This is a genomic window from Brevundimonas sp. DW-iso22, from assembly GCF_058725425.1.
Genome location: NZ_JBZXEB010000003.1, coordinates 84557 through 111041 on the forward strand (window position 1 = coordinate 84557; position 26485 = coordinate 111041).

Consider the following 26485-nt stretch of genomic DNA (forward strand, 5'->3'; position numbering starts at 1 on the left):
CTTGGCTCCTGCGTCTGGGCCAATCATTGACTGCGACGCTGCCGGAGCCCTGCATGCCCGACCCTGCCCACGCCTCCCTCTATGCCGAACGTCTGATGACCGCAGGCCAGGCGGCGGCGCTGATCCCGTCCGGCGCGCGCGTGGTCATGGGCCTGGGCGTCAGCCAGCCACCGGCCTTGCTCAAGGCATTGGCTGACCGGGCAGAGGCGGGAGAGGTGGAGGGGATCAATCTCTATTATCTGCTGTCCACGGCCATCGCAGGCGACACCGTGCTGCGCTGGGAGGTGGTGGATCGTATCCGCCCTCACAGTCTGTTCCACGGCGCGATCGAGCGGCGGCTGGAGGCGCGGGCTGCCGAGGAGGGACGGCCCAACCCCGTTCACTTCATCCCGACGGGCTTCCAGCAGACGCCGCGCGTGCTGTGCGAGGAGGTCGGCGTGGACACATTGGTCTGCACCGTCTCGCCGATGGACGAAGACGGCTTCTTCAGCTTCGGCACCAATACCGACTACAGCCTGCCGGTCTCGCGCACAGCCAAACGGGTGATCCTGGAGGTCAATCCGCACATGCCGCGCGTGTTCGGCGATTGCACCGTTCACGTGTCGCAGGTCACGGCGGTGGTCGAACACAACGCATCGCTTCTGGAAATTCCCAAGGCTGCACCCCAGCCCCAGGATCGGGCCATCGGCGCGATCATCGCCGGAATGGTCGAGGAGGGCGCGACGCTGCAGATGGGAATCGGGGCCCTGCCGGATGCCGTCTGCGACGCCCTGAAGGATCATCGCGATCTGGGCATCCACACCGAGATGCTGACGCCCGGACTGGTCGAGCTGATGCGAGCGGGCGTGATCACCAATGCGCGCAAGACATCACATCCGGGCAAGGGGGTGTTCGCCTTTTCCATGGGCGACCGATCGACCTATGACTTCCTGGACGGTAATCGCGATCTGGAAGCCCACCCGGTTTCCTATGTGAACGATCCGGCCGTCATCGCCCGTAATGCCAGGATGATTTCGGTCAATGCGACGCTCCAGATCGATCTCAGCGGAGCCTGCTGCTCGGAGTATCTGAACGGACGACAGTTCACGGCCTCGGGTGGCCAGCTCGATTTCGTGCGAGGGGCCTATGCCTCACAGGGTGGTCGGTCGATCATCGCCTGCCACTCGACCGCCGCCAGGGGCACGGTATCGCGCATCGTCGCCCGGCTCGACGGGCCGGTCACCACACCGCGCAATGATGTCCATATCGTCGTGACGGAGCACGGGCACGCCAATCTCAAAGGCTTGACCACGGCCGAGCGTGCCCGCGCCCTTATCGGCCTCGCCGATCCGCAGTTCAGGGACAGGCTCGAGCGCGACGCGCGCGAGGCGGGGCTTTTCTGAAAGGCATGAGAGGTGCCGGCGCACTGCTCAGACCATCCCCAGGCTTCTCCCCACCAAACTGCGGCGGGAACACCACATGTAGCGTTGTGCGACAAAGTGATCGCTAAATAGCCGCAATTCGACTTGGCACCGGGCGCGTCTGGCCGCATGGTTAGGGCCTGTCCTTTTCTCCGGTTTCGCGAGTCGCCCGATGAACGCCCACACCATCATCAAGCCTGCCCGCCCCGGCCTGCTAACCCCGTCGGCCGCCTACAAGCCCTTCCGCTATCCGTGGGCGTTCGACATGTGGAAGAAGCAGCAGCAGGTCCACTGGATGCCCGAGGAAGTGCCGCTGGGCGAGGACCTCAAGGACTGGGCCGTCAAGCTGAACGACAAGGAACGCAATCTGCTGACGCAGATCTTCCGCTTCTTCACCCAGTCGGACATCGAGGTGTCGGACAACTACATGGAAAAATACGGCCGCGTCTTCAAACCCACCGAGGTGAAGATGATGCTGTCCAGCTTCGCCAATATGGAGACCATCCACATCGCGGCCTATGCGCTGCTGCTGGAAACCATCGGCATGCCCGAGAGCGAATTCGGGGCCTTCATGGAATACGAGGCCATGCGCGACAAGCATGACTTCATGCAGGAGTTCGGGGTCGAGACCGAAGCGGACATCGCCCGCACCCTGGCCATGTTCGGCGGCTTCACCGAGGGGCTGCAGCTGTTCGCCAGCTTCGCCATGCTGATGAACTTCCCGCGCTTCAACAAGATGAAGGGCATGGGCCAGATCGTGTCCTGGTCGGTGCGCGACGAGAGCCTGCACTGCGAGGGCATCATCAAGCTGTACCATGCCTTCAACAAGGAAACGGGTGTGGTCACCAAGGCCGTGGCCGATGACATCGTCCAGTGCTGCGAGACGGTGGTGAATCTGGAGGACAAGTTCATCGACCTGGCCTTCGAGGCCGGCGAGGTCCAGGGCATGACGCCAGAGGACATCAAGAAATACATCCGCTTCATCGCCGACTGGCGCCTGCGTCAGCTGGACCTGCCGGAGCTGTACGGCGGTGGCCGCGAGAACCCGCTGCCCTGGCTTCAGTCGCTGCTCTCGGGTGTCGAACACGCCAACTTCTTCGAGGCCCGCGCCACGGAATATTCCAAGGCGGCGACCCAAGGCTCGTGGCACGGCAACGAGGGCGTCTGGACCGAGTTCGACCGGATGATGGCCCGCCGCGATATGAGTGGCGTCATCGGCTGACGGGCCGGCGGGGGTCGTCAGATCCCCGCGTACCACTCATAGCCGCGGTCTTCCCAATAGCCGCCCTTGCCGCCCCCGATATGAGCGAAACTTTCGACCGCCTCGATGCGTCGGATGTATTTGGCGTGTTTGTAGCCTAGCTGCCGCTCGACCCGCAGGCGTAGCGGGGCCCCGTGCGGCACGGACAGGGCCTGGCCGTTCATGGCATAGGCCAGGATCGTCTGGGGGTGGCGCGCGTCGATCAGGTCGATACTTTCATAATAGCGGTCGCCCGTCTCGGTCTGATCCAGGGCATCGAAACAGTGGAAGACGATGTATTTGGCCTCGGGCTTCAGGCCTGCCTCGTCCAGCAGGGTTTCCAGCCGCACGCCGGTCCATTCCCCGATGGAGGTCCAGCCCTCGACGCAGTCATGCTTGGTGATCTGGCTCTGCGCCGGACGGCCGCGCAGATCGTCCAGGGACAGCGACAGGGGCCGTTCGACAAGGCCGTCGACGACCAGCCGGTAGTCTGAAAAGCCGCCCGTCTTCAGCGCCACATAGTCCGCCGCCGCCGGATCGGTGGAGCCATTGGCGCGAAAGTCCGGCGAGATTTCCGACCGGTCGTAGGTCGGGGCCAGGGCCTCGCGGGGGATCAGCAGACGCTGGGTGCGGCGGGTCAGGCCCTCGCCCATCCGCCGCGCCTGTTCGGCCAGGCTGATCCGCGCCTGGTCACAGGCCGACAGGGCCGAGGCCAGAAGAGTCGCAGCCGCTCCGGTCAGCCAGTGTCGGCGATTCATGACGGCTCTCCCGCGTCGTCCGAGGCCTTGCGTCGTCCGCCGGGCCCGGCCACCGATCCCGGCGGCTCGATGACGAACCAGCCCGTGACCATGGCCCGCATATTGTTGAACAGCCCCGTCCAGATCACCAGCCCGACATGGATGGCGATGAAGCCGACGATCAGGGCCGCCGAGATGAAATGCAGGGTCCGTGCCGACTGTCGCCCGCCCATGATCTCCAGCAATATGCCGCCGATGGCGTTGAACCCCGGCGACATCGACAGGCCGGTGATCAGCATCATCGGCAGGACAATCACGATCATGGCCAGATAGGTCAGCTTCTGGATCACATTATAGGTGCGGGCGTGGTCGTCGGTCGGAAACCGGAACCGCGCATGCTCGGCCACGGAGGCCCCGATGCCCTTCAGGTCCGCCGCCGTCGGGGCCAGCCGCCGCCCGAGCCGCCGCGTGATCAGACCGAAGGCCAGATAGATCAGCCCATTGATCACGAAGATCCAGGCGAACAGGAAGTGATAGTTCCGCGCCTCTGCCAGATTGCGTCCCTGCGGGATCAGCGGCCAGTTCGGCACCGTCGGCGTACTGACCCACGGATCGGCGAAGGTCGAGGTCAGACCCCAGTACAGATGCGGATGCGCGGCAAGGATGTTCAGCCCGCTCATGATCAGCACGACCACAGCCACGACATTGAGCCAGTGGGTGATCCGGACCCAGACGGGATGCCGCCATATCAGGGTACGGCCCTGGCCCAGCGGCCGGTCAGACCTGGCGGACGCGACGTCGATGGGCGCTTCGTCTGCGATATCGGTCATGCTGCGCCTTCCCGCCGTCCAGCGACGGTGTCACGGTAATCCTGACTACGCAATCCGGCGGCGAAAGGTTACGGCCTGACCCTGCAGTTTCGGCCACCGGCCTGCTCACAGGCCCGAACACTTTGCTCATACAGCGCCATGTCGCGCTGATAGCGTTCCTGGGCGGCAGCATTTTCTGCGGCGATACGGGCGTTATCGGCTTCGATACGCGCGGCCTCCGCCTGCCAGGCTTCCCGTGCCGCATCGTTGGAGGCGATGATTTCTGCCTCGCGACGAGCGGCCTCTTCGTTCTGGGCCAGGATGCCGGCGTTCAGCTTGCTGGTCGCGGCCAGCTCTGCCGGATCCTGGCGACTGTCAGGCACGGCGCGATAGGTTTCGCCACGCTGGCGGTCCCATTCCTCCGAGCCAGGAACGGGAGTGTCTGCAAGTTCGGGGGTCTGGACCGGTGCGGGCGCGGGCCTGGCCTGTTGCGCCGCGGCGGGCAGGCTCAAAAAACTCCCCAGAACCAGGGCGGCGGCGGCGGTCGTGAACGATCGGGACATCAAAGGGGTCTCCATCAGGGTCGGTGCGGACGCTGACCCGCAAGCTGGGCCATTTCGCGGCCCTCGACCAGCCTCAACGCCTGGAAGTCCTGATCGGTGCCGAGGGTGTCAGTCGGGCAGACGCAGGGCGAAGACCGTCCCGTCCTGCCCCGTCTCGATCAGGTCCAGTGTGCCACCGTGCGCCATGGCCAGTTCGCGCGAAATAGTCAGCCCAAGGCCGGTACCTTCCGAAGCCCGGCCGCTGACGAACGGATCGAACAGCTGTTCCGACACCCTGGACGGAATGCCCGGCCCGTCGTCGGCGATGCGAAGCAACCAGCCGACGCTGTCCTGGGACGCTGTGACCGTCACCGTACCCCGGCGCGGAGCCTTGCGTCTGGTGTCGCCCTGAATGGCCTGACGGGCATTGCGCATCAGGTTGACCAGGATGCGGTGCAACTGGTCCGGATCGGCCTGAACTGTGGCCTTTGCGGGCAGGCTCTGGACCAGCTGCACGGTGTCGGGTGTCAGACCTGCATCTTCGGCAGCCACGCTGACGGCGCTGGCCAGGACGACAGCGACACGCTGAGGCTCGGGTTCTTCGCTGCGACCATACTCAAGGACATTGCGGGACAGGGCGGCGGCGCGGCCCAGGGCCCGTTCCAGCCGGGGCAGGACGCGGGCCACCTCGGGGTCGGGCGATTCCGCCAGTCGTTCGGACGCCAGCTGGGCCGAGGTCAGCATGTTGCGCAGGTCGTGGTTGATCTTGGCCACCGCCTCGCCCAGCGCCACCAGCCGGGCGCGGGAGCGCAGCGACAGCCGCACCTCTTCCTGCATCCGGGCCAGTTCGCGCTCGACCCGGCCGATCTCGTCATGGCGACCGCTGGGCGGTTCGCCCTCGGCCTCGGGATCGCGGGCGAACCGCTCGATCGAGCGGGTTACCCGCCGCAACGGCTGGAGCACCAGAAAGGCCAGGCCAGAATAGAGCAGAGCGCCCGCCACGATCGACACCAGCAGCGACACCAGCAGACTGTTCAGCAGAAAGGTGCGCAGTTCCGCCTTCAGGGGCTGGGCCAGAGTCACGATCTCGATGAAGTCGCCGGTACGATAACGCGGCCGGGCCTGGACCCGGATAGAGCGATCCGGATGGCCAAACAGGGTCCGCCAGGGATCGATCAGGCGTGAGACCGGGCGGCTCTCCCGCAGATCGATCAGGTCGGGCGTTCTCGACAGATTAGGGGCCTGCAACAGAAGTCGCCGCACCCCCTGGTCCGCCACGACCACCGCCTGCACGCCGCCGATGGCCAGAAGCTGTTCTGCCGTATCATCCTCGACCGCCGAATAAGGCAGGGCCTGGACCGCGACCGAGGCCAGCTCGGCGGATTGCAGCCGGTCAGTCAGCCAGCGCTCGTGAAAGCTGGCCACACTGGGAGTGATGATCAGGATTTCCACCGCCACCGCAAAGACCATGGTCAGCAGCATCAGCCGTCGCGCCAGGGCATCCGGCGGGTTCAGCCCCAACCGCCGCCTCAGGCCCTCGGGCACCCAGGTCCACAGGCGAGGGCCGGTATGGGGTGCGACCTCGCTCATGTCGCCGCCTTGCGACCCAGCGCGCCTTGCAAGGCCTTCAGCGCCACGGGCAGGACGACGGCCAGCACGAAGACGCCCGTCATCGGGGCCCAGAACTGGCCGAACAGGGCCTGGAAGTCCGGATCGGGATCAGTGACCAGCAAGGTGTTCAGTCGCGCGCCTATCCAGCAATAGATGGTGTGGGCCGGCAACAGGCCGATCACGGTGGCCACCGTATAGGGCTTCAGCCGCGCCGCCATCACCCCGGCGGCGATATTGATCATGTGGAAGGGCACCACGACGGCCAGTCGGCTGGCCAGCACATACCAGAAGGTATCCTTGTCGATGGCGTTGCAGACCTTCTGCATCAGGCCCGCGTCCCGCTCGGCCTTTTCGCGCAGGGACTGGCCCAGGGCGGTGCGGGCAACCGCATAGACGATCAGGGCCCCGATCGTGGCGGCGATGGAGGTGGCCACCCCGCCGACCCAGGGTCCGAACAGATAGCCCGCCGTGATGGTGACAAAGAAAACGCCGGGCACCACGCTGGCGGTCAGGATGGCAAAGACCGCCATCAGGATCAGCAGGCTGACGATATAGTTGTCGGCGGTGAAGGCCCGGAACGCCTGACCGTGGTCGCGGATCGTGTCCAGCGACAGATAGCGATTCCAGCCCATGCCGAAGATCAGCGCGATGACGCCGGCCAGCAGGATCAGGGGCAGAAAGCGTTTCAGACGGTCCATCTTCACTCCAACGCAGACGCATCGGCGTTGACACCGCCTGCCCCTCCGCTTATACGCCCGCCCTTCCCGCGACGGATGCCTTTGTCCGCCGCCTCATTATTTAACGTTGGGAGCCGACCGTGAAGCGGACCTATCAGCCGTCGCGTTTAGTGCGCAAGCGCCGTCACGGCTTCCGTTCGCGGATGGCCACCAAGAACGGCGCAAAGATCGTTGCGCGTCGTCGCGCCAAGGGCCGCAAGCGCCTGACGGCCTGATCCGTCAGGCGTCCGTCTGCGGACGCATGACCGACTTTCCAGATATCGAACGTCTGACTTCGCGGCCCCAGTTTCTGGCGGCCGCGAAAGGCGTTTCAGAGGCCCGTGGTGCGGTCGTGGTCCAGCGGCTGGATCGCCGGGACGACGACCCCACCATACGTCTGGGCTTTACCGCTACGCGCAAGGTGGGCGGCTCCGTCGTTCGCAACCGCGCCAAACGCCGGCTCAGAGAGGCCGCCCGCGCCCTTGCGCCGCAGTTCGGACGCCCCGGCAGCGACTATGTCTTCATCGCCCGCATGGGTACGGCGGACCGTCCCTGGGACCGTTTGCTTGACGATGTGAAATCGGCGCTTACAAGGCTGGCGACCCCACGGTCGGCGGCTCCGAAGCCTTCGACCGCGCCGACCCCGCCCGCGCCCATTCCGCCCGCAACCGCCGGCCAGGATTCCTGATCTCCATGCCTCCCCAGAATAACAGCAAGAACACCATCATCTTCATGGTGATCGCTGGCCTCATGCTCCTGGCCTACAGCTTCTTCGTGATGCAGCCGCAGGCCGAGCGCCAGAAGGCGGCCCGCGCCGCTGCCGAGCAGCAGGCGGCGACAGCCACGGTGCCGGGCGCTGACGGGAGCACGACCGCCGCGCCTGTGTTTGTCGAGAACCGCGAAGTGGCCAGGGCCCAGGGCGGTCCCCGGGTGGCCATTCGTACCGACACGGTCTCCGGCTCGCTGTCACTGCGCGGCGCGCGCCTGGATGACCTGTTCCTGACCAAGTATCAGGAGACGCTGGCCCCGAACTCGCCCTCGGTCGAGCTGTTCCGCCCAGAGGGCATGGTGCACGGTTATCAGGCGCTGTTCGGCTGGGACGGCCCCAATGTCCGCGGCGGCGTGCCCGGCAAGGATACGCCCTGGCAGCTGACCCAGGGCACGGAGCTGACGCCGACGACGCCGATCACCCTGACCTGGGACAATGGTGCGGGGCTGCGCTTCACGCGCCGCATCGCCATCGACAACCAGTATCTGTTCACCATCACCGACACCGTCGCCAACTTCAGCGGCCAGCCGGTGCAGATCGCCCCCTGGAGTCGGGTCGAGCGGCGGGGCATCCCTGACGAGCTGGGCCGGAACCAGATCCTGCACGAAGGCGGCATCGGCACCTTCGGGACCGAAGGCGACTATGCCACCCAGCAGCTGAAGTATCCGGCCTGGGCCAAGAAGCCGTCGCAGTCGTTCGCCTCGACCGGCGGCTGGATGGGGATGACCGACAAATATTGGCTGGCCGCCATGATCCCGTCCCAGGACGAGAAGATCGACGCCGGCTTCTTCGTCACCGAACAGGCCAACTATGAAACCCATGCCGTGCTGATGCGCGGCGAGGCCCATACGATCGCGCCCAATGCCCAGATCAGCGAGACGACCCGCCTGTTCGCCGGGGCCAAGCGCAATGAGATCCTGGCGGGCTACGAGAAGTCGCTGGACCTGCCGCGCTTCATCTATGCGATTGACTGGGGCTTCCTGTTCTTCCTGACCCGCCCGATGTTCCTGATCGTCGAATTCTTCTTCGGCATCCTGGGCAATTTCGGCCTGGCCATCCTGGCGCTGACCCTGGTCGTGCGCCTGATCATGTTCCCTCTGGCCAACAAGAGCTACGAGAGCATGTCGCGCATGCGCACCCTCGCGCCCAAGCTGGAAGAGTTGAAGAAGAAATATCCCGACGATCCGGCCAGCCAGCAGAAGGAAATGATGGCGCTGTATCAGAAGGAGAAGATCAATCCGCTGGCGGGCTGTCTGCCGCTGCTGATCCAGATCCCGTTCTTCTATGCCGTCTACAAGATGCTGACGGTCACCATCGAGATGCGGCATCAGCCCTTCTTCGGCTGGATCCGCGACCTGTCGGCGGCGGACCCCTCGACCATCTGGAACCTGTACGGCCTGATCCCGTGGGACCCGGCGACGGTGCCGCTGATCGGCACCTTCCTGACCACCAATGCCTCGCTCAGCGTGCTGGCTATCGTCTATGGCCTGACCATGTGGCTGCAGATGGCCATGAGCCCGCCGGCGACGGACCCGATGCAGCGCCGCATCTTCCAGTTCATGCCGGTGGTCTTCACCTTCATCATGGCCACCTTCCCGGCGGGCCTGCTGATCTACTGGGCCTGGTCGAACGTGCTGACCATCTTCCAGCAGTACATCATCATGCACCGGCTGAAGTCGGAGAACCCGATCGACACCTTCTTCGCCCGGTTCAAGAAGGCCTGAGCTCTCTGATCCGCTCATCCCGGCGAAAGCCGGGACCCAGAGCTTTGGGTGGGCGGTCTAAGGCGATCATTATCAGGCAGTAGACCTGCAGCGCCTGCGCTAGGCTGGACATAACTGGGTCCCGGCTTTCGCCGGGATGAGCGGAGATTTGTGTTGGACGATTTCACGGATGAAGAACTGGAACAGGGCCGCATCCTGTTTGCGCGGCCCGCGACCTTCGTCATGGGCTGCGCCAAGATCGAGCAGCTGCCGGAACCGGACCTGCCGGAGGTGGCCTTTGCGGGTCGGTCCAACGTGGGCAAGTCCAGCCTGATCAACGGCCTGGTCGGCATGCACAAGCTGGCCCGGGCGTCGAACGAGCCGGGCCGCACGCGCGAGGTCAACTTCTTCGATCTGGACGGCAAGATGCGTCTGGTCGACCTGCCCGGCTACGGCTGGGCCAAGGCGTCCAAGACGACTGTCAGGAAATTTCAGGACTTGGGCCGCGACTATCTGAGGGGCCGGGTCACGCTGAAGCGGGTTTATCTGCTGATCGACAGCCGCCATGGGCTGAAGAAGGTCGACGACGAGGCGCTGGATGCGCTGGATCTGGCCGCCGTCAGCTATCAGATCATCCTGACCAAGGCCGACAAGCTGAAGAAGGGCGAGGCCGACAAGGTCCAGGCGGAAACACTGAAGGCCATCGCCAAGCGCCCCGCAGCCTATCCGGCGGTGATCGTCACCTCGGCGGAGAAGGGCGACGGCATGCCGGAGCTCCGCGCCGAGATCATGCGGACGACCGGGGCGGTGCTCTAGGGCTCTTGCGGACTTCGCCCGGGAATGATCGGGTGGCGGCCATGCAAACGCGCTTGATCCAGACCGATACGATCAGCCAGTCGGTCCTGGAGGCCGGCACCGGTCCGCTGGTCCTGTTCATCCACGGCTTCCCCGAGCTGGGCATCAGCTGGCGCGCGCAGGTCGAGGCGCTGGCCGAGGCGGGGTACCACGCCGTCGCGCCCGACATGCGCGGCTATGGCGGCACCGACAAGCCGGAGGATGTCGCCGACTATTCCATCCTGCATCTGGTCGGCGACATGGTCGCCCTGGTGCGGGCGCTGGGCGAGACACAGTGCGTGGTCGTGGGGCACGACTGGGGGGCACCGGTGGCCTGGCACTGTGCCTTGCTGCGTCCGGACATGTTCCGGGCGGTGGCGGGACTGTCCGTGCCGTTCCAGCCGCGCCGACCGGGTGGTCCCCCGACCCCGGCCATGGCCGCCATCGCCAAGCGGGCGGGACTGGGCGAGCTCTATATCAGCCAGTTCCAGGCCGCGGATGCCCACACCATCTTCGAGGTCGATGTCTCGGCAGGCCTGCGCAAGGGCTTCTACGCCTATGACGGGGCGACGCCCGATGCGCGGCAGTCCACCGGCTTCATCCCGGCCGGACAGGACTTCCTGTCAACGGTGGCGGACGATGCGACCCTGCCCCCGTGGATGAGCGCCGAGCATTTTCAGGAGTATGTCGATGCCTTTTCGAAGGGCGGCTTCAAGGGGCCGATCGACTGGTACCGCAACCTGGACCGCAACTGGGCCCTTACGGCGTTTCTGCAGGATCAGCGCATTCTTCAGCCGGCGCTCTTCCTCGTCGGCGAGCGTGATCCGGTGCGCCACTATTCGGGTCAGCATGAGGCAGGGCTGAAGGACTGGCTCCCCAAGCTGCGCGGTTCGCACGTGCTGGCCGGGGCTGGTCACTGGCTGCAGCAGGAGCGGCCGGAGGAGGTCAACCGGCTGCTGCTGGACTTCCTTGCTGGCCTATAGACCCGCCACAGCCTCGGCCGTGATCTCAAGGCTGCGGATGCGGTCGTTCAGGTCGAAGACCATGCCGGTGACCATGACCTCGTCCACCCCGGTCTGTGTGGCGAAGGCGGCCAGCTTGTCGCGCACCGTGTCGCGCCGGCCGATGGCGGCATAGGTCAGGCGGCTTTGGACGGCGGCGATCTGGCGCGGGTCCAACACGGTGGTGATGTCGTTCACGGGTGGCTTGACCCGACCCGGCTTGCCTGTGACCACGGCGGCAAACGCCTGCTGCATGCTGGTGGACAGGCGCAGGGCCGCGGCATCCGTCTCGGCGGCGAAGACGTTGATGACCGCCAGACTGTGCGGTTCGCTGAGAACCTTCGAAGGGCGGAAACCGGCGCGATAGGTTTGCAGGGCCTGCATCAGCAGCTCGGGCGCGAAATGGCTGGCGAAGGCAAAAGGCAGGCCCAGGTGGGCGGCCAGTTCGGCGCTGAACAGGCTGGAGCCCAGCAGCCAGATCGGCACCTTCGTGCCCGCGCCCGGCCAGGCCGTGACCCGCTGGCCGTCGACGGGATCGTCCAGAAAGGCCTGAAGCTCCAGCACGTCGCGCGGAAACTGGTCCGCCGCCTCGAAATAGCGGCGCAGGGCCCGCGCCGTCTCGCCGTCCGTGCCGGGCGCGCGGCCCAGACCCAGATCGATCCGGTCGGGATAGAGGGACGCCAGGGTGCCGAACTGTTCGGCGATGACCAAGGGCGGATGATTGGGCAGCATGACACCGCCGGAACCGACGCGGATCGTCTTCGTCGCCCCTGCCACATGGCCGATCACCACGGCGGTGGCCGAGCTGGCGATGCCCGGCATGTTGTGGTGTTCGGCCAGCCAGAACCGCTTGAAGCCCAGCCGGTCGGCGGCCTGGGCATAGGCGGTGGTTTCCGCGAGCGCACGCGAGGCGTCGCCGCCCTCCACGATGGGCGACAGGTCAAGCACTGAGAAATCGGTCATGGACGCCAGATCGGGTCGAGGGCGTTGTCAATCAAGACCCACGAGGTTGTCGAGGGCGTCCGCAGCGCCCTAAGCTGGCACAGCCATGTCGTTCAGGGGGCCACCATGATCATCGCCGCATCCATCCTGGGAACCGTCGCCGTCGCCGTTTCGCCTGCACAGGCCACCACACCCGCCGGCGATCTGGCCGGAACATGGGAAGGCCCACTGGCCGTCGGCGGCCAGTCCATCCGCATCGTCTTCCGCATCCGTCCGGATGGAACGGCCGTCATGGACAGCCCCGATCAGGGCGCGCGCGACATTCCAGTCGATACGCCGACGGTAGAGGGCGGGGTGGTGCGGCTGACCGTGCCTGCGCTGGGAGGTCGGTTCGAAGGACGCCGCTCGGACGACGATGCAGTCCTGACCGGGGTCCTGTCGCAAGGCGGGGTGACCCTGCCGCTGGTCCTGACCCGCACGAGCACCACGGTCGCCGAACTGGTCCGACCCCAGAACCCCTTGCCGCCGTATCCCTATCGCGCCGAGGAGGTCGCCTTTGACAATGCGGACGCTCCGGGCGTGCGACTGGCCGGGACGCTGACCTTGCCGCAAGGGAACGGGCCGTTTCCGGCGGCGATCCTGATCAGCGGTTCAGGTCCTCAGGACCGGGACGAGACGGTCTTTGGCCACAAGCCCTTCGCGGTCTGGGCCGACGCCCTGACCCGGCGTGGCATTGCCGTGCTGCGTTATGACGACCGGGGTACCGCCGGCTCGACGGGTGAGTTCGCGGCGGCGACCAGTGCGGACTTCGCCACCGATGCCGATGCGGCGTTTGCATATCTCGCCGCAAGGCCCGAGATCGACGGACGACGCATCGGCCTGATCGGTCACAGCGAGGGCGGTACGATCGCGCCGCTGGTGGCACAGGAAGGCGTGCCGGTCGCCTGGGTGGTCATGCTGGCCGGACCCGCCGTGTCGGGCGGGGCGCTGCTGACCGAACAGTCCCGTGTCACCCAGGTCGCCATGGGGATCGCGCCGGCAGTGGTCGATTCCAATGTCGCCATACAGGCCCGCATCATGAGCGCCGTGGAAGAGAATGCGTCCAGCGCCGACGCAACCATCGCGGCGGTGGATGCCGTTCTCGCAGACGCCGGACCGTCGGTGGCACAGCGCCAGGAGCAGGCCCGCCAGACCGGCAGTGCCTGGACGCGCTGGTTCATCGCCCACGACCCCGGCCCGGCCCTGGCCGGTCTGGATGTGCCGCTTCTGGCGCTTTACGGCGGCAAGGACGTGCAGGTGCCGGCCGATCAGAATGCGCCCGTGCTATCCCGCCTCAAGCGCGATGCCGAGGTGGTCGTCCTGCCCGATCTGAACCATCTGATGCAGCCCGCCGTGACGGGTCTGCCCAATGAGTACGAGGCCATCGAGACCACCATCGACCCGCAGGCGCTTTCGACGGTGGTGGACTGGGTCGTGGCACGGTGAAGACTGGCGGACCGGCAGGTCCGCGCGCCCAGTGGGCCCCAACACCTTCTCAAGGACCTTTGGCGCGATATTTGAGCCGTCTTCGTCGCTCGGCGCGGCTGAGGCCGGGCTCGTCGGGGTCGGGTGGGGTGGATGCGACGGGAGCGGGTTTCTTCGAGTGCACTGTGTGCACTTGCGGCTTTCGAAGCGGATTTTCGGCCTGGATCTGGCGGATCATCGAGGTGGCCTGGGCCTCTATGCCGCGAGCCGTGCGGGTGATGGCCCGCATCTCTTCGGCCGAATTCCAGTCGCGCTCGCGGGCCTCGCTGCGTTCGGCGGCCAGCAGCATGGCGTGGACCCGCATCCAGCGCATGGCCTCGGTCGAGCGACCCGTATCCAGCGCATGGGATACGCGCCGCCAGGCCTTGTCCAGCATGCGACTGCGAGGTTTGGCGGGCGAGTCCAGATCGATGTCGTCCTCGACCGGATCGGGCGCGGGCTGATCTGTGCGACGCCAACCGCCCTGACGCGCACGAACCTTGAAAGCCGACAGGCCAAGGTCGTGGCGGCGGCAGACCTCTTCGGCCGTGGCCCCGGCCAGATAGTCATCTCTGGCCCTGTCCCAGACGATGTCCGGGCGGATACGCCGGGGCGAAGAGGCGGATGCGGGTTCTGGCGAGGCATCGGTCATGCGCACAGGCTGACACGACGCTGCGTCAGAATCGGTCGTGCGTCGCTTACACCGGGTGGGTCGGCTCCGGCTTCGGCGCAGGCTCCTGCGTCGAGGGCACGTCAGGCAGGGGGATGAACTCCAGAGAGTCCTCGTCTGGCAGGCTCATCCGCCCGGCCTTCCAGTCGGCCTTGGCCTGATCCAGTCGGGCCTGGCTGGAGGAGACGAAATTCCACCAGATCAGCCGCTCGCCGACCGGCTCGCCGCCCAGGACCATGACGCTGGACGGGCGGATGGCCTTGATGGTCGGCTCAGCGTTTGGCTCCAGCACGACCATCTGGCCTTCGCGGAAGGTGCGGTCGCCGACCTCGATCTCGCCCTTGGCGATATAGAGGGCGCGTTCGGAATAGCCGCCGGAGCCGACGAAACTCTTGCCCGGCGGCGGCGCGGTGCGCACCCCCTCGGCCAGTTCCCAGTGGATGTAGAACAGGGGCGACGAGGTCTTCACCGCCGCCCTGGCCCCGTAGGCCTCGCCCGCGACCAGCCGTGCGAACAGGCCGTTGTTGTCATAGGCGGGCTGATCCGCCTCGCCGTGGTGATGGAAGCTGGGATCGACCTCCTCGGCCTCGTCCGGCAGGGCGATCCAGGCCTGCATGCCGTGCATGGGGCCGCCGGTCGCCTTCTTCAGCGGATCGGTGCGCTCGGAATGGACGATGCCCTTGCCGGCGGTCATCCAGTTGACCTCTCCGGGACGGATGGCCTGGGTCGCGCCGGTATTGTCCCGGTGCATGATCTCGCCCTCGAACAGATAGGTCAGGGTCGACAGGCCGATGTGGGGATGCGGGCGGACGTTGATGGCCTCCGACCCCGCTGCGAACTCCGCCGGGCCCATCTGGTCCAGGAAGATGAAGGGGCCGACCATCCGGCGGCTGTGAAACGGCAGCACGCGTCCCACCTCGAAGCCGCCAAGATCCTTGCGCCGCGCGTCGATCACCATCTCGATCATCGGTGTTTCCTTCAGTCGAGCCGCAGGCGCGCAATGATACCCGGGGCAGGTTCAGGCGTACGCAGCGATCCGTCAGCGGCGAAATCGCTCCATTGCGAGCGCGATACAAACACGAGTTCACCCCCTGCCACCAGACCTGTCGTGGGTTCGGCGATCTGAGGGAGATTGGCGGCCAGCACCTCTACCGTATCGATCCGCGTCCAGTCGGCATCGGGCACAAGCCTGAGGACCCGTTGGGGGGCGGTTCCGTTCTGGAGCGCGTAGATCGCCTGGCCATCTGTCATCAGCCCATCGATGCCGATCAGGCCGGCATCCGCAGGCACCACCATGCGTGAAGGTGCGCCGCCGCCGAGGGCGACCCGCCACAGGCCCGAGGAATAGTCGGCGATCACCAGCGCCGTGCCATCCGGCGTCACCACCAGTCCCTGTGGCGAACCCAGGGTCCCCGAGACGACGAGGGTTTCGAGCGCCGCTCCGGACGGGGCCAGGCGATAGACCTCACCGGCCAGACCGTCGGACACATAGACGGTGCCGTCAGGGTGGACCGCGACATCACCCAGGCCATGTTCACGAGGCTCAAGCCCGGGTTCATCAGGCACGGGATAGACGGCCCGGACGCGGCCGTCGTCCAGGCCGATCTGCAGGAGGGCCGCCGGGCCGGTCGCGCCCTGGCGGGCATGAACGGCGGGTGGAGCCGGACTGCTGGCGGCCCACAGGACCCCTGTATCGGTATCCAGTGCCAGTCCCAGGAGGCCTTCGATCGAGGGGGTCGCACCGACGAAGGTCGTGAACTCTGTGCCTCGAAGCCTGAGGATGTCGCGTCCGGCGACCCGGGAAACAAGCCAGCCCTCCCCGGCTTCGTCACGCACGACGCCTTCGATCAGGCCCGCCCCCGGCACGGAAGCCAGGATCGACAGCCGCTCGGCACCGATGGGCAGCGCGTTGGCCGCGATCCGATCCGCAGCCTGCGCAAAACCCGGCATGTCCGACAGGGCCGACAGGGCCGCGTCCCGTTCAAGATTCATGATGAAGCCTGCACGCGCATAGCGCTGCAGATGGCTGATCGCGCCTGCCCCGTTTCCTCGCGCCGCGTCGACCCGTGCCTGCAAAGCCATCAGACCCGGGTGATTGGGGATCCGCCCGTCGGCCTGGGCCAGCAAGGCCGCCGCGAGGTCCAGATCATCGGCGGTGGCGGCTGCGATGGCTTCGGTGCGGAGACGACGAAAGGCCATGACGTCGCTCTCGGTCGCAGGCGCGGCGCTCTGGTTTCGGGTGTGCACCTCTCCAGATTGGCTCCCGGCGACAGCGGGGCCAGGCACCAGGCAGGCGGTGCCCAGCATCGCAAGCGTGAGCGACAGGCTCTTCACGCGCAAAAACAATCCGTGCGGCATATCCCCTCCCAGGTGACGAAGCCGCAGCTTTGCAGTTCCGGGCACCGGAATCCACCAGGCCTGGCGAGAGGAGGATACGGCTAGCCGACGTGAGGGGTGACGATACCCAGCGGCAGGGTGGTGACGTTCTTCACGCCGCGGGTGACGATGTGGCTCTCGCAGTCCGAGACGATGCCCAGGCTGAGCAGCTTGTTCCTCAGAAACTGGTCGAAGGCATGCATGTCGGAGGTGATGATCCGCAGCACATAGTCCTCGCGCCCGGTGATCGTCGCGCACTGGACCACCTCGGGCCATTGGGCCACGGCGGCGTCGAAGATGTTCAGGTTTTCGGTGGACGGCAGGCTGAGCTTGACGATGGCGTAGACCTCGAAATCCAGGCCCAGCAGGCCCGCGTCCAGCAGGGTCACACGCTTCCTGATAAAGCCCGTGTCCTCCAGCCGCTTGATCCGGCGCCAACAGGGCGAGGCGGACAGGCCCACGCGCTCGGCGACCTCGGCAACCGACAGACCGGCGTCCTGTTGCAGGATATCCAGAATGCGGGCGTCGACGGGATCCAGATCGTCAGCCAATGCGTTTCTCCCATTGTTATTATAGGGCAATAAAATACCCGTGAACCGCAGAGTGCAAGGTGAAATTGGGCGAGCCTTGGCCAGCGCCCCATGCTAACACCACGATCACGAGGAAAACGCGGTCGGATCAACCGGACAGCAGGACGGAATGAACAAGCCCAATAGCCAACCCCTGTCGTTGCGCGTGCCGGAGCCTTCGGGCCGTCCGGGCGACCCCACCGATTTCAGTCATCTGAAACTGGACGAGGCCGGAGCCGTCGACCGGCCCGAGGTTTCGACCGCGCCCTATGACATGCGCGATCACGCCTTTCGCCTGGTGCGCGTCCTGGACGATCAGGGCCAGGCCGTCGGGCCGTGGAATCCGCGCCTGGACGCCGAGACCCTGAAGAAGGGCCTGAAGGCGATGATCCTGACCCGCGCCTTCGACGACCGGATGCACCGCGCCCACCGTCAGGGCAAGACCAGCTTCTACATGAAGTGCACGGGCGAAGAGGCCATCGCGGTGGCGCAGGGCATGATCCTGTCGCGCGAGGACATGGGCTTCCCGACCTATCGCCAGCAGGGGCTTCTGATCGCGCGCTGCTATCCGCTGGCGACCATGATGAACCAGATCTATTCCAACGCCGAAGACCCGATCAAAGGCCGCCAGCTGCCGATCATGTATTCGGCCAAGGACTATGGCTTCTTCACCATCAGCGGCAATCTGGGGACGCAGGTTCCCCAGGCCGTGGGCTGGGCCATGGCCAGCGCCTACAAGGGCGACGACAAGATCGCCATCACCTGGATCGGCGACGGCGCGACGGCGGAGGGCGACTTCCACAACGCGCTTACGTTTGCGGCCGTCTATCGCGCACCGGTGATCCTGAACATCGTCAACAACCAGTGGGCTATCAGCTCCTTCCAGGGCATCGCCGGCGGTCTGGAGACGACCTTTGCGTCCAAGGCCATCGGCTATGGCCTGCCCGCACTGCGGGTGGACGGCAACGACTTCCTGGCTGTCTGGGCCGCGACCCAGTGGGCCGAGGAACGGGCACGGACCAACCAGGGCGCTACGGTGATCGAGCTGTTCACCTATCGCGGGGCCCCGCACTCCACCTCCGACGATCCCAGCCGCTATCGGCCCGGCGACGAGCATGAGAAGTGGCCGCTGGGCGATCCGGTCATGCGCCTGAAGCAGCACCTGATCGCGATCGGCGAATGGTCGGACGAAGCTCAGGCCGAGGCGGAGGCCGATGCGGTCGCCCAGGTCCGGGCCGCCGGCAAGGAATCCGAGGCCATCGGCACCCTGGGTCAGTCGCGCCCCAGCGTGAAGGAAATGTTCAACGAGGTCTTCGCCACCGAAGACTGGCGCATCGCCGAACAGCGCGGCGAGGTTGGGGTCTGATCATGAGCGAGCAAACCTTCACCGAATCCGACCGCACCGACGGCATCGAGCCTGACATGGTCGACCAGAATGCGGCTCCGAAATCCGAGGCTCCGGCTTCGGGCGTGCAGCCGATGAACATGATCCAGGCGCTGAACTCGGCCCTGCACGTCAAGATGGCCGAGGACCCCGACGTCCTCAGCTTCGGCGAGGACGCCGGCTATTTCGGCGGCGTGTTCCGCGTCACGGACCAGCTGCAGCAGAAGCACGGCCTGACCCGCAGCTTCGATGCGCCGATCAGCGAATGCGGCATTGTGGCCGCCGCCATCGGCATGGGGGCCTACGGTCTGCGTCCGGTCGTGGAGATCCAGTTCGCCGACTATATCTATCCCGCCTACGACCAGATCGTCAGCGAGGCGGCCAAGATGCGCTATCGCTCGGGCGGTCAGTTCACCAGCCCGATCACCATCCGCAGCCCCTATGGCGGCGGCATCTTCGGCGGCCAGACCCACAGCCAGAGCCCTGAGAGCCTGTTCACTCATATCGCGGGGCTGAAGGTCGTCATCCCGTCCAACCCCTATGACGCCAAGGGTCTGCTGACCGCCGCGATCGAGGACGACGATCCGGTCGTCTTCTTCGAGCCGAAACGCCTTTACAACGGCCCCTTCGACGGCTGGCACCAGAACCCCGTCAGCCCCTGGAAGGCGCAGGATCTGGCCCAGGTCCCGACCGGCAAATATGTCGAGCCGATCGGCAAGGCCCGGGTGATGCGCGAGGGCAGCGACGTCACCATCCTGGCCTATGGCACCATGGTCTGGGTTTCGCTGGCCGGGGCCGAGCATGCCGGCGTGGACGCCGAGGTCATCGACCTGCGCTCGCTCGTGCCGCTGGATATCGAGGCCATCGAGGCGAGCGTGAAGAAGACCGGCCGCTGCGTCATCGTGCATGAAGCGCCCAAGACGTCAGGCTATGGCGCCGAGCTGTCGGCCCTGGTGCAGGAGCGGTGCTTCTATCATCTGGAAGCCCCCATCGCCCGCGTCGCCGGCTGGGATACGCCCTATCCTCATGCCTATGAGTGGGAATATTTCCCCGGCCCGCAGCGCGTCGCCGATGCCCTGAAGTCCGTCATGACGGGAGGTCGCTGAGATGGGTCGTTTCGTCTTCAAACTGCCCGACGTGGGCGAAGGCACCGCCGAGGCCGAACTGGTCGCCTGGCACGTGAAGGTCGGCGACATGGTCGAGGAAGACCAGCTGCTGGTCGACGTCATGACCGACAAGGCGACAGTCGAACTGACCTCGCCCGTGGCCGGCAAGGTAACGGCCCTGCACGGCGAACCCGGCGTGATGTCGGCGGTCGGCTCGGCGATTGTCGAGTTCGAGGTCGAGGGGGCGGGGAATGCGGCGGAGGCCGCCGAGCCTTCTTCTGCGCCTGCCAGCGCGGCGGAACCAGTTGCTGCAGAACCTGTCGCGTCCGCTGCTCCGGTTGCAGAGCCCGCGCCTGCGGCGACACCCGGCAACTATGTCTTCAAACTGCCCGACGTCGGTGAAGGCACCGCCGAGGCGGAGCTGGTCGCCTGGCATGTGGCGGTCGGCGACGCGGTCGAGGAAGACCAGCTCCTCGCCGAGGTCATGACAGACAAGGCGACGGTCGAGCTGACCAGCCCGGTCGCGGGCACGGTCGCGGCCCTGCATGGCCAGCCGGGACAGCAGATCGCCGTGGGCGGGCCGCTGGTCGGGTTCGATGTCGAGGGCAAGGGGAATGTGGCGGCTGCGCCGCAACCTGCTTCGGTTTCCGCCCCTGCCCCGGCCCCCTCCACCGCGCAAGCGCGGTCCGGTCGTCAGGCCGGCTCCGCCGACCTCTCCTCCACCCCCGATGGGGGAGGAATGAAGGCACCGAAAGCCGCGCCTCATTCTCCCCCCGCCGGGGGGAGTACCCGCGAAGCGGGGGATGCGGGCAAGGCCCGCACCCTCTCTGACCGGAACCAGCGCCCGCTGGCCTCCCCCGCCGTGCGTCAGCGCGCGCGCGACATGGGCATCAATCTGCAGTTCGTGCCAGGCTCTGGCCCCGCAGGCCGGATCGACCATGCCGATCTGGACGCCTTCGTGTCCGGCGCGAGCCAGTCATCGTCCGTGTCCGGAACATCGGCCTCGACCTATGCGAAGGCCGAGGGCACAACCGAGGTCCGCATCATCGGCCTGCGCCGCAAGATCGCGGAGAAGATGGCCGAGAGCGTGCGGCGCATTCCGCACATCACCTATGTGGAAGAGATCGACGTCACGGCGCTGGAGGAGTTGCGCGCCCATCTGAATGCCCAGGCCAAGACGACGGGCAAAGGAAAGCTGAACGTCCTGCCCTTCATCGCTCGCGCCATCGTGGTGGCCCTGCGCGACCAGCCGACGATCAACAGCCACTATGATGACGAGGCCGGGGTCCTGACCACGCACGCCGCCGTGCATCTGGGCATCGCCGCCCAGACCCCGAACGGCCTGATGGTGCCGGTGGTGCGTCACGCCGAGGCGCGCGACCCCTATGACACCGCCGCCGAGATCGCGCGGGTGTCGGGCGCCGCCAAGGACGGCTCGGCCAAGCGCGAGGAACTGTCCGGCTCGACCATCACCATCACCTCGCTGGGCACCCTGGGCGGGGTGGTTCACACCCCGATCATCAACCATCCCGAGGTCGCCATCATCGGCCCCAACAAGATCGCCGAGCGCGTCGTGGTCCGCGACGGCCAGATGGTCGTGCGCAAGATGATGAACCTGTCCTCCAGCTTCGACCACCGCATCGTCGACGGCCACGACGCGGCGGTCTTCGTGCAGCGGATCAAGGGCCTGCTTGAGCACCCCGCGACATTGTGGATGGGGTGAGGGGGTGCGGGCGCTCCTGATTGCCGTTGCGATTGCGGCTGGTATCGGTGCGCCAGACGTCCAGGCGTGCAGTCTGCCCGATGGGCGACTTGGTGAGACTGAGGCTCAGGCGACCGATCGATTTTATCGCGAGTACCAAGAGCACCTCTGGAGAACTTCGGATGTGGTGTTCGTGGGTGAGGTCCTGAGTCTCAGGAAATCAGGCGACACATTTGATGTCGAAGTGCTTCCTCGAGGCGCATTGAAAGGGGAGGTTGGTGCCGCCGCGATTGTCTATGCTTTGGATTATGACGGACTAGCGTGTAACCGCCTTAGCTTCCCGGCGGTAACGTTCCCGGGCTTATTCTACGCCCGCCGCGATCCAGACGGCGAACTGCGTGTCGTTGGCATGCTTAATGATGTCGACATCAAGAACCGGACCCTGCGGGATCGACTTTACCGACAGCTCGGGATGGAGCCCATTCCGCCCGGGCTGCCAGATGAAGCGGCTTCCCGCCTACCGCATTGGTTTTGGCTGGCCGGAACGGCGGGTATTTCGCTTCTGGGCGGCTTTTTGATCGGCCGCACGCGTTCCATAGCTTCCAACAAGCAGAAACCTCGTCAATGACCCAGACCCTCAAAACCAAAGTCCTGATCATCGGCGCCGGCACCGGCGGCTATGTCGCCGGTATCCGCTGCGGCCAGCTGGGGCTCGACACCATTCTGGTGGACGGCGGCGACGGGCTGGGCGGGACGTGCCTGAATGTCGGATGCATTCCGTCCAAGGCCATCATCCATGCGGCGTCCAAGTTCGAGACGGTGTCCAAGGCGGCCAATGGCGGGACGCTGGGCATCACCGTGGCGGACCCGGTGATCGACTTCGCCCAGACCGTCGCCTGGAAGGACGGGATCGTCAAAAAGCTGAACGGCGGAGTCGCGGCCCTGCTGAAGAAGGCCAGGGTCAAGGTCATCAAGGGCTGGGCCCACTTCTCCGACGCCAAGACCTGCACGGTGAAGACCGATGAGGGCGACATCGTCATCAGCGCCGAACACGTCATCCTGGCCACGGGGTCCGAGCCGGTCGAACTGCCGTTCCTGAAGTTCGGCGGCGACGTCATCTCCTCGACCGAGGCCTTGTCGCTGGATGCGGTGCCGGAGCGTCTGGTCGTCGTCGGCGGCGGCTATATCGGGCTGGAACTCGGCATCGCCTATCGCAAGCTGGGGGCCCAGGTCGCCATCGTCGAAATGGCCGACCGCATCCTGCCGCTCTATGACAAGGCCCTGACCGATCCGGTCGCCAAATGGCTGGAAAAGCACGGCGTCGAACTGCATCTGGGGGCCAAGGCCGGCGGGTTCGGAGAGGGCCAGCTGTCCATCACCACGCGCGACGGTACGCCGATGCAACTGCCCGCCGACAAGGTGCTGGTCACCGTGGGCCGCCGTCCGCGCACCAAGGGCTGGGGTCTGGAGAACATGGGCGTGACCATGGACGGGCCGTTCGTCAAGATCGACGACCGCTGCGCCACCAATATGAAGAACGTCTGGGCTGTTGGCGACCTGACCGGCGAACCCATGCTGGCCCACAAGGGATCGGCCCAAGGCGAGGTCGTGGCGGAGATCATCGCCGGACACGACAAACGGTTTGATCCGGTGACCATCGCCGCCGTCTGCTTCACCGAGCCGGAGATCGTGTCGGCAGGCCTGGGCCCACTGGACGTCGAGGGCCGCGACGACGTGATCACTGCCATGTTCCCGCTGGCCGCTATCGGCCGAGCGCTCGCCATCGAGGCGGGCGAGGACGGTGGTTTCGTGCGCGTGCTGGCCTCGAAGTCCGATCACCGCCTTCTGGGCATCCAGGCCGTCGGTCAGCATGTCGCCGAACTGTCGAACAGCTTCGCCCAGATGCTGGAGATGGGTGCGGTCTTGGAAGATGTCGCCGGCGTCATCCACGTCCACCCGACGCTAGGCGAGGCCTTCCACGAGGCAAGCCTGCGGGCCCTGGGGCATGCGATCCACATCTAGATCAGCAGAGCTTTTCCTGTCGTCGCCGGGACGTCTTCACGCCACATCGAACCTGCCGTCTGCCACGCGGACAAACTGTGCCCGCCCCCTGAGCGGGGCAAACAGCTCTGCCTCCGTGCCTGTCATGAAGGCCTGCAGACCCAGGGCCTCGATCTCGTCGAACAGGGCGGCGCGGCGCGCGGTGTCGAGGTGGGCGGGGGCTTCGTCGAGCAGGAGGACAGGGGGTGCGCTCTGGTCTGCGAGGCGGGTGATCTGGGCGAGGATCAGATTGAGGACCAAGGCCTTCTGCTCGCCGGAGGAGCCCTCGGCGGCGGGGCGGTTCTTCTCGCGGTGAAGCGCGGTCAGATCGGAGCGGTGCGGGCCAAACAGGGAGCGGCCGGCGGCGGCGTCACGCGGGCGGGCGCGGGCCATGCCGTCGCGGATGTGGGCGGCGATGGTGTCGGCGTCGGAGCCGGTGACAGCCAGGCCCTCGGCCTCTCCGGTCAGGCCCAGGTCGGCCTGGGGGAAGGGGCGGTCGGCGCGGACGTCGATGGCGGTCTGAAGTGTGGCCAGGGCTCCGGCACGGGCCAGGGCGGCGCGGGCCCCGGCCTCGCCCAGGCGGATCTCCAGAGCGTCGAGCCACAGGGGGTCGGCGGCCAACCTTCCTGAAGAATTCGGGCCTTCGGCCCCGTCGGTCAGCAGGCGCAGCCGCTCGCGCAGGGCCTTTTCATAGGCCGAGACGGCGGCCGCATGAGACGGGTCGGCGGCGAAGACCAGCCGGTCGAAGAAGCGCAGGCGCTCGGCACGGGCGTCGGAGAACAGCCGGTCCTGCTCGGGCGTGGCCCAGACAGGGCGCAGATGGTCCAGCAGGCGGCCGGGCGGCGCGGTTTCTCCGTCGATGCGGACGATCCGGCGGGCGGCCCCTGCGGACTGGACGCCGGTACCGAGTTTGGTCTCGCCCTCCCCGTCAGTCAGCACCGCCGCGACGGCCCAGGCCCGGCCGGTCGCCTCGCCGGGTTCGCGCCGGCCCATTTCCGGCGCCGTCGCTCCGCGCAGCCCCTTGCCCGGCGTGAACAGGCTGAGCGCCTCCAGCAGATTGGTCTTGCCCGCGCCGTTCGGACCGTGAAGCACGACCGTGCCCGCCTGGATCGGCAGGGTGGCCGAGGCGTAGGAGCGGAAGTCGGTGAGGGTGAGGGTGGTGATCAAGGGGCTATAAAAATTCCGCTCATCCCGGCGAAAGCCGGGACCCAGTCCTTTTGCGTAGACTCAGGCCTCTCGTCCAAACGTATCGAACAGGTCCGTCCAGCCCGGGTTGGATTTTTCGATCAGCTCCAGCTTCCAGACCCGCTTCCATTCCTTGATCTGACGCTCGCGGACGAAAGCGGCATGCCGGGTGTCGTGGCGCTCGAACCAGACCAGAAGGGCGACGCCGTGCTTCTTGGTGAAGCCCTCGTATTTGCCGTTTCGGTGCTGATTGATCCGCGTCACCAGATCGTCGGTCGATCCGGTGTAGAGCGTTCCGTTGCGGCGGCTGGTCACGATGTAGGTGAAGAAGACCAACCGGACACCTCCGTGTGCAACGAAAGGACTGGGTCCCGGCTTTCGCCGGGATGAGCGGATCATAAAAAAGTGGGTACTAAACCCGCAGCGGCATCAGCACATACTGCACGCCCGGATCACCCGGATCGAGCACAAGCGTCGGGCTGGCCGGGTCGGCGAATTTGAAGTGGGCGGTCTCGCCGGTGATCTGGCCGGCGACGTCCAGCAGGTAGCGGGCGTTGAAGCCGATTTCGAAAGGCTCCTCGGAATAGCCGATCTCGACCTCCTCGACCCCCTGCCCGGCCTCCATGTTGCGCACGGTCAGGGTGACCCGGTCCAGGTCGAAGGCCAGTTTCACGCTGCGGCTCTTTTCAGCCGAGATGGTGGCGACGCGGTCGACGGCAGAGGCGAAGACGGCGTTGTCGATGTCGGCCTGTTTGTCGTTCCCCTTGGGGATGACGCGCATATAGTCGGGGAAGGCGCCGTCGATGACCTTGGACGTCAGGCTGGCCTGGCCGAACTCGAAGCGGATCTTCTGCGGCGAGACCATGACCTCCACCGGGCCGGAGCCGTCGTCCAGCAGGCGGCGGACCTGGTCGACGGTCTTGCGCGGCACGATGACGCCGGGACTGCCGGCGGCCCCCTCGGGCGCGGGCGTCTCGGCCAGCGCGAGGCGGTGGCCGTCGGTGGCCACGGCGCGCAGCAGGGGAATGCCCGCCTCGGCGACCGTGTGCAGGTAAAGTCCGTTCAGATAGTAGCGCGTTTCCTCGGTCGAGACGGCGAAGCGCGTCTTGTCGATCAGCCGGGCCAGGTCTTCCTTGGGCAGGGCGAAGCGGGAGCCGGAGGTGTCGGTGGACATGACCGGGAAGTCGCCTGCTGGCAGGACCGGCAGGTTGAACTTGGACCGCCCGGCCGAGACCGTCAGGCGCGGATCGTCGCCGTTGTAGGTCAGCGAAACCTCGGCCCCGTCCGGCAGCTTGCGGATGATTTCGTACAGGGTGTGGGCGGGCGCGGTGATCTGACCCTCGACCTGGACCTGGGCCTCGGCCTCGTCGACCATCTCCATGTCCAGATCGGTGGCGGCGAAGGCCAGCTTGTCGCGCCCGGCGGACAGCAGGACGTTGGACAGGATGGGAATGGTGTTGCGGCGTTCGACGACGCTCTGGACGTGGCCAAGGGCCTTGAGGAGCGCGGAACGTTCGATGGTCAGCTGCATGTGGTCTCGCCCGCCGGCGGCGACTCAGGCGTCGCCGCGAAGATAAGGGCCTTGGACACTAGCGGATTGGTGGCGGGGAGCAAGGAAGGCTCTAGGGGCCAGGGGCTAGGTTCCA

26 protein-coding genes are annotated in these 26485 nt (G+C 66.3%); 13 read left to right on the forward strand and 13 right to left on the reverse strand.

What is annotated here, in order from left to right; translation table 11 throughout:
• The first annotated feature begins 53 nt into the window (after positions 1-53).
• Positions 54-1382, forward strand: coding sequence for an acetyl-CoA hydrolase/transferase family protein (locus tag AC4PRM_RS03965; protein ID WP_487921101.1), 1329 nt, complete (start codon positions 54-56; stop codon positions 1380-1382).
• Positions 1383-1572: 190 nt separating this feature from the next.
• Positions 1573-2622, forward strand: coding sequence for a ribonucleotide-diphosphate reductase subunit beta (locus AC4PRM_RS03970; protein WP_492038874.1), 1050 nt, complete (start codon positions 1573-1575; stop codon positions 2620-2622).
• A 17-nt stretch (positions 2623-2639) separates the two neighbouring features.
• Here the strand turns inward: AC4PRM_RS03970 and AC4PRM_RS03975 are convergent, their stop codons facing one another.
• The 5 genes from AC4PRM_RS03975 to AC4PRM_RS03995 form a co-directional block, all read right to left on the reverse strand.
• Positions 2640-3398 (reverse strand): molybdopterin-binding protein, encoded by a 759-nt coding sequence (locus tag AC4PRM_RS03975; protein WP_492038875.1) that lies wholly within the window; start codon positions 3396-3398, stop codon positions 2640-2642.
• Complete coding sequence (locus tag AC4PRM_RS03980; RefSeq protein ID WP_492038876.1) at positions 3395-4207, reverse strand: cytochrome b/b6 domain-containing protein; 813 nt, start codon at positions 4205-4207, stop codon at positions 3395-3397. Before AC4PRM_RS03980 ends, AC4PRM_RS03975 begins: the two co-directional genes overlap by 4 nt.
• 68 nt (positions 4208-4275) lie before the next feature.
• Positions 4276-4749, reverse strand: coding sequence for a hypothetical protein (locus AC4PRM_RS03985; protein WP_487921105.1), 474 nt, complete (start codon positions 4747-4749; stop codon positions 4276-4278).
• 108 nt (positions 4750-4857) lie between these two features.
• The gene (locus AC4PRM_RS03990) at positions 4858-6318 is read right to left on the reverse strand and encodes a sensor histidine kinase (RefSeq protein WP_492038877.1); all 1461 of its coding nucleotides are present in this window, start codon (positions 6316-6318) and stop codon (positions 4858-4860) included.
• Complete coding sequence (locus AC4PRM_RS03995; RefSeq protein WP_487921107.1) at positions 6315-7037, reverse strand: TVP38/TMEM64 family protein; 723 nt, start codon at positions 7035-7037, stop codon at positions 6315-6317. Before AC4PRM_RS03995 ends, AC4PRM_RS03990 begins: the two co-directional genes overlap by 4 nt.
• Before the next feature lie 119 nt (positions 7038-7156).
• Between AC4PRM_RS03995 and rpmH the strand changes: the two genes are divergently transcribed.
• The 5 genes from rpmH to AC4PRM_RS04020 all read left to right on the forward strand — a co-directional run bounded on the left by rpmH (position 7157) and on the right by AC4PRM_RS04020 (position 11344).
• Entirely contained in the window at positions 7157-7291 is a 135-nt protein-coding gene (rpmH, locus tag AC4PRM_RS04000) for a 50S ribosomal protein L34 (protein ID WP_029414875.1), read from the forward strand.
• Between the two features lie 26 nt (positions 7292-7317).
• On the forward strand, positions 7318-7743 hold the full coding sequence (gene rnpA, locus AC4PRM_RS04005) for a ribonuclease P protein component (protein WP_492038878.1): 426 nt from the start codon (positions 7318-7320) through the stop codon (positions 7741-7743).
• A 5-nt stretch (positions 7744-7748) separates the two neighbouring features.
• Complete coding sequence (gene yidC / locus AC4PRM_RS04010; RefSeq protein WP_492038879.1) at positions 7749-9548, forward strand: membrane protein insertase YidC; 1800 nt, start codon at positions 7749-7751, stop codon at positions 9546-9548.
• Between the two features lie 153 nt (positions 9549-9701).
• Positions 9702-10343 (forward strand): ribosome biogenesis GTP-binding protein YihA/YsxC, encoded by a 642-nt coding sequence (yihA, locus tag AC4PRM_RS04015; protein WP_487921110.1) that lies wholly within the window; start codon positions 9702-9704, stop codon positions 10341-10343.
• Positions 10344-10384: 41 nt separating this feature from the next.
• Positions 10385-11344: an alpha/beta fold hydrolase gene (locus AC4PRM_RS04020; RefSeq protein ID WP_492038880.1), complete on the forward strand. Its 960-nt coding sequence runs from the start codon at positions 10385-10387 to the stop codon at positions 11342-11344.
• Here AC4PRM_RS04020 and AC4PRM_RS04025 read toward each other — a convergent pair.
• Entirely contained in the window at positions 11339-12325 is a 987-nt protein-coding gene (locus tag AC4PRM_RS04025; RefSeq protein ID WP_492038881.1) for an LLM class flavin-dependent oxidoreductase, read from the reverse strand. The genes AC4PRM_RS04020 and AC4PRM_RS04025 overlap by 6 nt on opposite strands.
• A gap of 24 nt (positions 12326-12349) precedes the next feature.
• Between AC4PRM_RS04025 and AC4PRM_RS04030 the strand changes: the two genes are divergently transcribed.
• Complete coding sequence (locus AC4PRM_RS04030; protein WP_492038882.1) at positions 12350-13789, forward strand: alpha/beta hydrolase family protein; 1440 nt, start codon at positions 12350-12352, stop codon at positions 13787-13789.
• Positions 13790-13838: 49 nt separating this feature from the next.
• Here the strand turns inward: AC4PRM_RS04030 and AC4PRM_RS04035 are convergent, their stop codons facing one another.
• The 4 genes from AC4PRM_RS04035 to AC4PRM_RS04050 all read right to left on the reverse strand — a co-directional run bounded on the left by AC4PRM_RS04035 (position 13839) and on the right by AC4PRM_RS04050 (position 17404).
• Positions 13839-14459 carry a hypothetical protein gene (locus AC4PRM_RS04035; RefSeq protein WP_492038883.1) on the reverse strand — a complete coding sequence of 207 codons (621 nt, stop codon included), beginning with the start codon at positions 14457-14459 and terminating at the stop codon, positions 13839-13841.
• Positions 14460-14505: 46 nt separating this feature from the next.
• The gene (locus AC4PRM_RS04040; protein ID WP_487921115.1) at positions 14506-15444 is read right to left on the reverse strand and encodes a pirin family protein; all 939 of its coding nucleotides are present in this window, start codon (positions 15442-15444) and stop codon (positions 14506-14508) included.
• An 11-nt stretch (positions 15445-15455) separates the two neighbouring features.
• Positions 15456-16811, reverse strand: a complete 1356-nt coding sequence (locus AC4PRM_RS04045) for an SMP-30/gluconolactonase/LRE family protein (protein ID WP_492038884.1) — start codon at positions 16809-16811, stop codon at positions 15456-15458.
• Positions 16812-16915: 104 nt separating this feature from the next.
• Positions 16916-17404: an Lrp/AsnC family transcriptional regulator gene (locus AC4PRM_RS04050; protein ID WP_373256999.1), complete on the reverse strand. Its 489-nt coding sequence runs from the start codon at positions 17402-17404 to the stop codon at positions 16916-16918.
• Between the two features lie 148 nt (positions 17405-17552).
• On the opposite strand from AC4PRM_RS04050, the gene AC4PRM_RS04055 reads away from it, so the two are divergent.
• The 5 genes from AC4PRM_RS04055 to lpdA are packed head-to-tail and all read left to right on the forward strand — an operon-like array spanning position 17553 to position 23636.
• Positions 17553-18788 carry a 3-methyl-2-oxobutanoate dehydrogenase (2-methylpropanoyl-transferring) subunit alpha gene (locus tag AC4PRM_RS04055; RefSeq protein ID WP_492038885.1) on the forward strand — a complete coding sequence of 412 codons (1236 nt, stop codon included), beginning with the start codon at positions 17553-17555 and terminating at the stop codon, positions 18786-18788.
• A gap of 2 nt (positions 18789-18790) precedes the next feature.
• Positions 18791-19912, forward strand: a complete 1122-nt coding sequence (locus AC4PRM_RS04060; protein WP_492038886.1) for an alpha-ketoacid dehydrogenase subunit beta — start codon at positions 18791-18793, stop codon at positions 19910-19912.
• 1 nt (position 19913) lies between these two features.
• Entirely contained in the window at positions 19914-21635 is a 1722-nt protein-coding gene (locus AC4PRM_RS04065) for a dihydrolipoyl dehydrogenase family protein (RefSeq protein ID WP_492038887.1), read from the forward strand.
• Between the two features lie 4 nt (positions 21636-21639).
• Positions 21640-22242 (forward strand): hypothetical protein, encoded by a 603-nt coding sequence (locus tag AC4PRM_RS04070; RefSeq protein WP_492038888.1) that lies wholly within the window; start codon positions 21640-21642, stop codon positions 22240-22242.
• Positions 22239-23636, forward strand: coding sequence for a dihydrolipoyl dehydrogenase (gene lpdA, locus AC4PRM_RS04075; RefSeq protein ID WP_492038889.1), 1398 nt, complete (start codon positions 22239-22241; stop codon positions 23634-23636). Before AC4PRM_RS04070 ends, lpdA begins: the two co-directional genes overlap by 4 nt.
• A gap of 36 nt (positions 23637-23672) precedes the next feature.
• Here the strand turns inward: lpdA and recF are convergent, their stop codons facing one another.
• From recF to dnaN, 3 genes are all read right to left on the reverse strand, one after another.
• Positions 23673-24821: a DNA replication/repair protein RecF gene (recF, locus tag AC4PRM_RS04080; protein ID WP_492038890.1), complete on the reverse strand. Its 1149-nt coding sequence runs from the start codon at positions 24819-24821 to the stop codon at positions 23673-23675.
• A 60-nt stretch (positions 24822-24881) separates the two neighbouring features.
• The gene (locus AC4PRM_RS04085; protein ID WP_487921123.1) at positions 24882-25175 is read right to left on the reverse strand and encodes a GIY-YIG nuclease family protein; all 294 of its coding nucleotides are present in this window, start codon (positions 25173-25175) and stop codon (positions 24882-24884) included.
• 76 nt (positions 25176-25251) lie between these two features.
• A complete protein-coding gene (gene dnaN, locus AC4PRM_RS04090) occupies positions 25252-26370 on the reverse strand; it encodes a DNA polymerase III subunit beta (protein WP_296165961.1) in 1119 nt (372 codons plus the stop codon).
• Positions 26371-26485 lie beyond the last annotated feature (115 nt).

Coding starts and splice junctions, on each gene's coding strand:
- AC4PRM_RS03965 (WP_487921101.1), top strand. CDS start 54: ATGCCCGACCCTGCCCACGCCTCCCTCTATGCCGAACGTCTGATGACC.
- AC4PRM_RS03970 (WP_492038874.1), top strand. CDS start 1,573: ATGAACGCCCACACCATCATCAAGCCTGCCCGCCCCGGCCTGCTAACC.
- AC4PRM_RS03975 (WP_492038875.1), bottom strand. CDS start 3,398: ATGAATCGCCGACACTGGCTGACCGGAGCGGCTGCGACTCTTCTGGCC.
- AC4PRM_RS03980 (WP_492038876.1), bottom strand. CDS start 4,207: ATGACCGATATCGCAGACGAAGCGCCCATCGACGTCGCGTCCGCCAGG.
- AC4PRM_RS03985 (WP_487921105.1), bottom strand. CDS start 4,749: ATGTCCCGATCGTTCACGACCGCCGCCGCCGCCCTGGTTCTGGGGAGT.
- AC4PRM_RS03990 (WP_492038877.1), bottom strand. CDS start 6,318: ATGAGCGAGGTCGCACCCCATACCGGCCCTCGCCTGTGGACCTGGGTG.
- AC4PRM_RS03995 (WP_487921107.1), bottom strand. CDS start 7,037: ATGGACCGTCTGAAACGCTTTCTGCCCCTGATCCTGCTGGCCGGCGTC.
- rnpA (WP_492038878.1), top strand. CDS start 7,318: ATGACCGACTTTCCAGATATCGAACGTCTGACTTCGCGGCCCCAGTTT.
- yidC (WP_492038879.1), top strand. CDS start 7,749: ATGCCTCCCCAGAATAACAGCAAGAACACCATCATCTTCATGGTGATC.
- AC4PRM_RS04020 (WP_492038880.1), top strand. CDS start 10,385: ATGCAAACGCGCTTGATCCAGACCGATACGATCAGCCAGTCGGTCCTG.
- AC4PRM_RS04025 (WP_492038881.1), bottom strand. CDS start 12,325: ATGACCGATTTCTCAGTGCTTGACCTGTCGCCCATCGTGGAGGGCGGC.
- AC4PRM_RS04035 (WP_492038883.1), bottom strand. CDS start 14,459: ATGACCGATGCCTCGCCAGAACCCGCATCCGCCTCTTCGCCCCGGCGT.
- AC4PRM_RS04040 (WP_487921115.1), bottom strand. CDS start 15,444: ATGATCGAGATGGTGATCGACGCGCGGCGCAAGGATCTTGGCGGCTTC.
- AC4PRM_RS04055 (WP_492038885.1), top strand. CDS start 17,553: ATGAACAAGCCCAATAGCCAACCCCTGTCGTTGCGCGTGCCGGAGCCT.
- AC4PRM_RS04060 (WP_492038886.1), top strand. CDS start 18,791: ATGAGCGAGCAAACCTTCACCGAATCCGACCGCACCGACGGCATCGAG.
- AC4PRM_RS04065 (WP_492038887.1), top strand. CDS start 19,914: ATGGGTCGTTTCGTCTTCAAACTGCCCGACGTGGGCGAAGGCACCGCC.
- lpdA (WP_492038889.1), top strand. CDS start 22,239: ATGACCCAGACCCTCAAAACCAAAGTCCTGATCATCGGCGCCGGCACC.
- dnaN (WP_296165961.1), bottom strand. CDS start 26,370: ATGCAGCTGACCATCGAACGTTCCGCGCTCCTCAAGGCCCTTGGCCAC.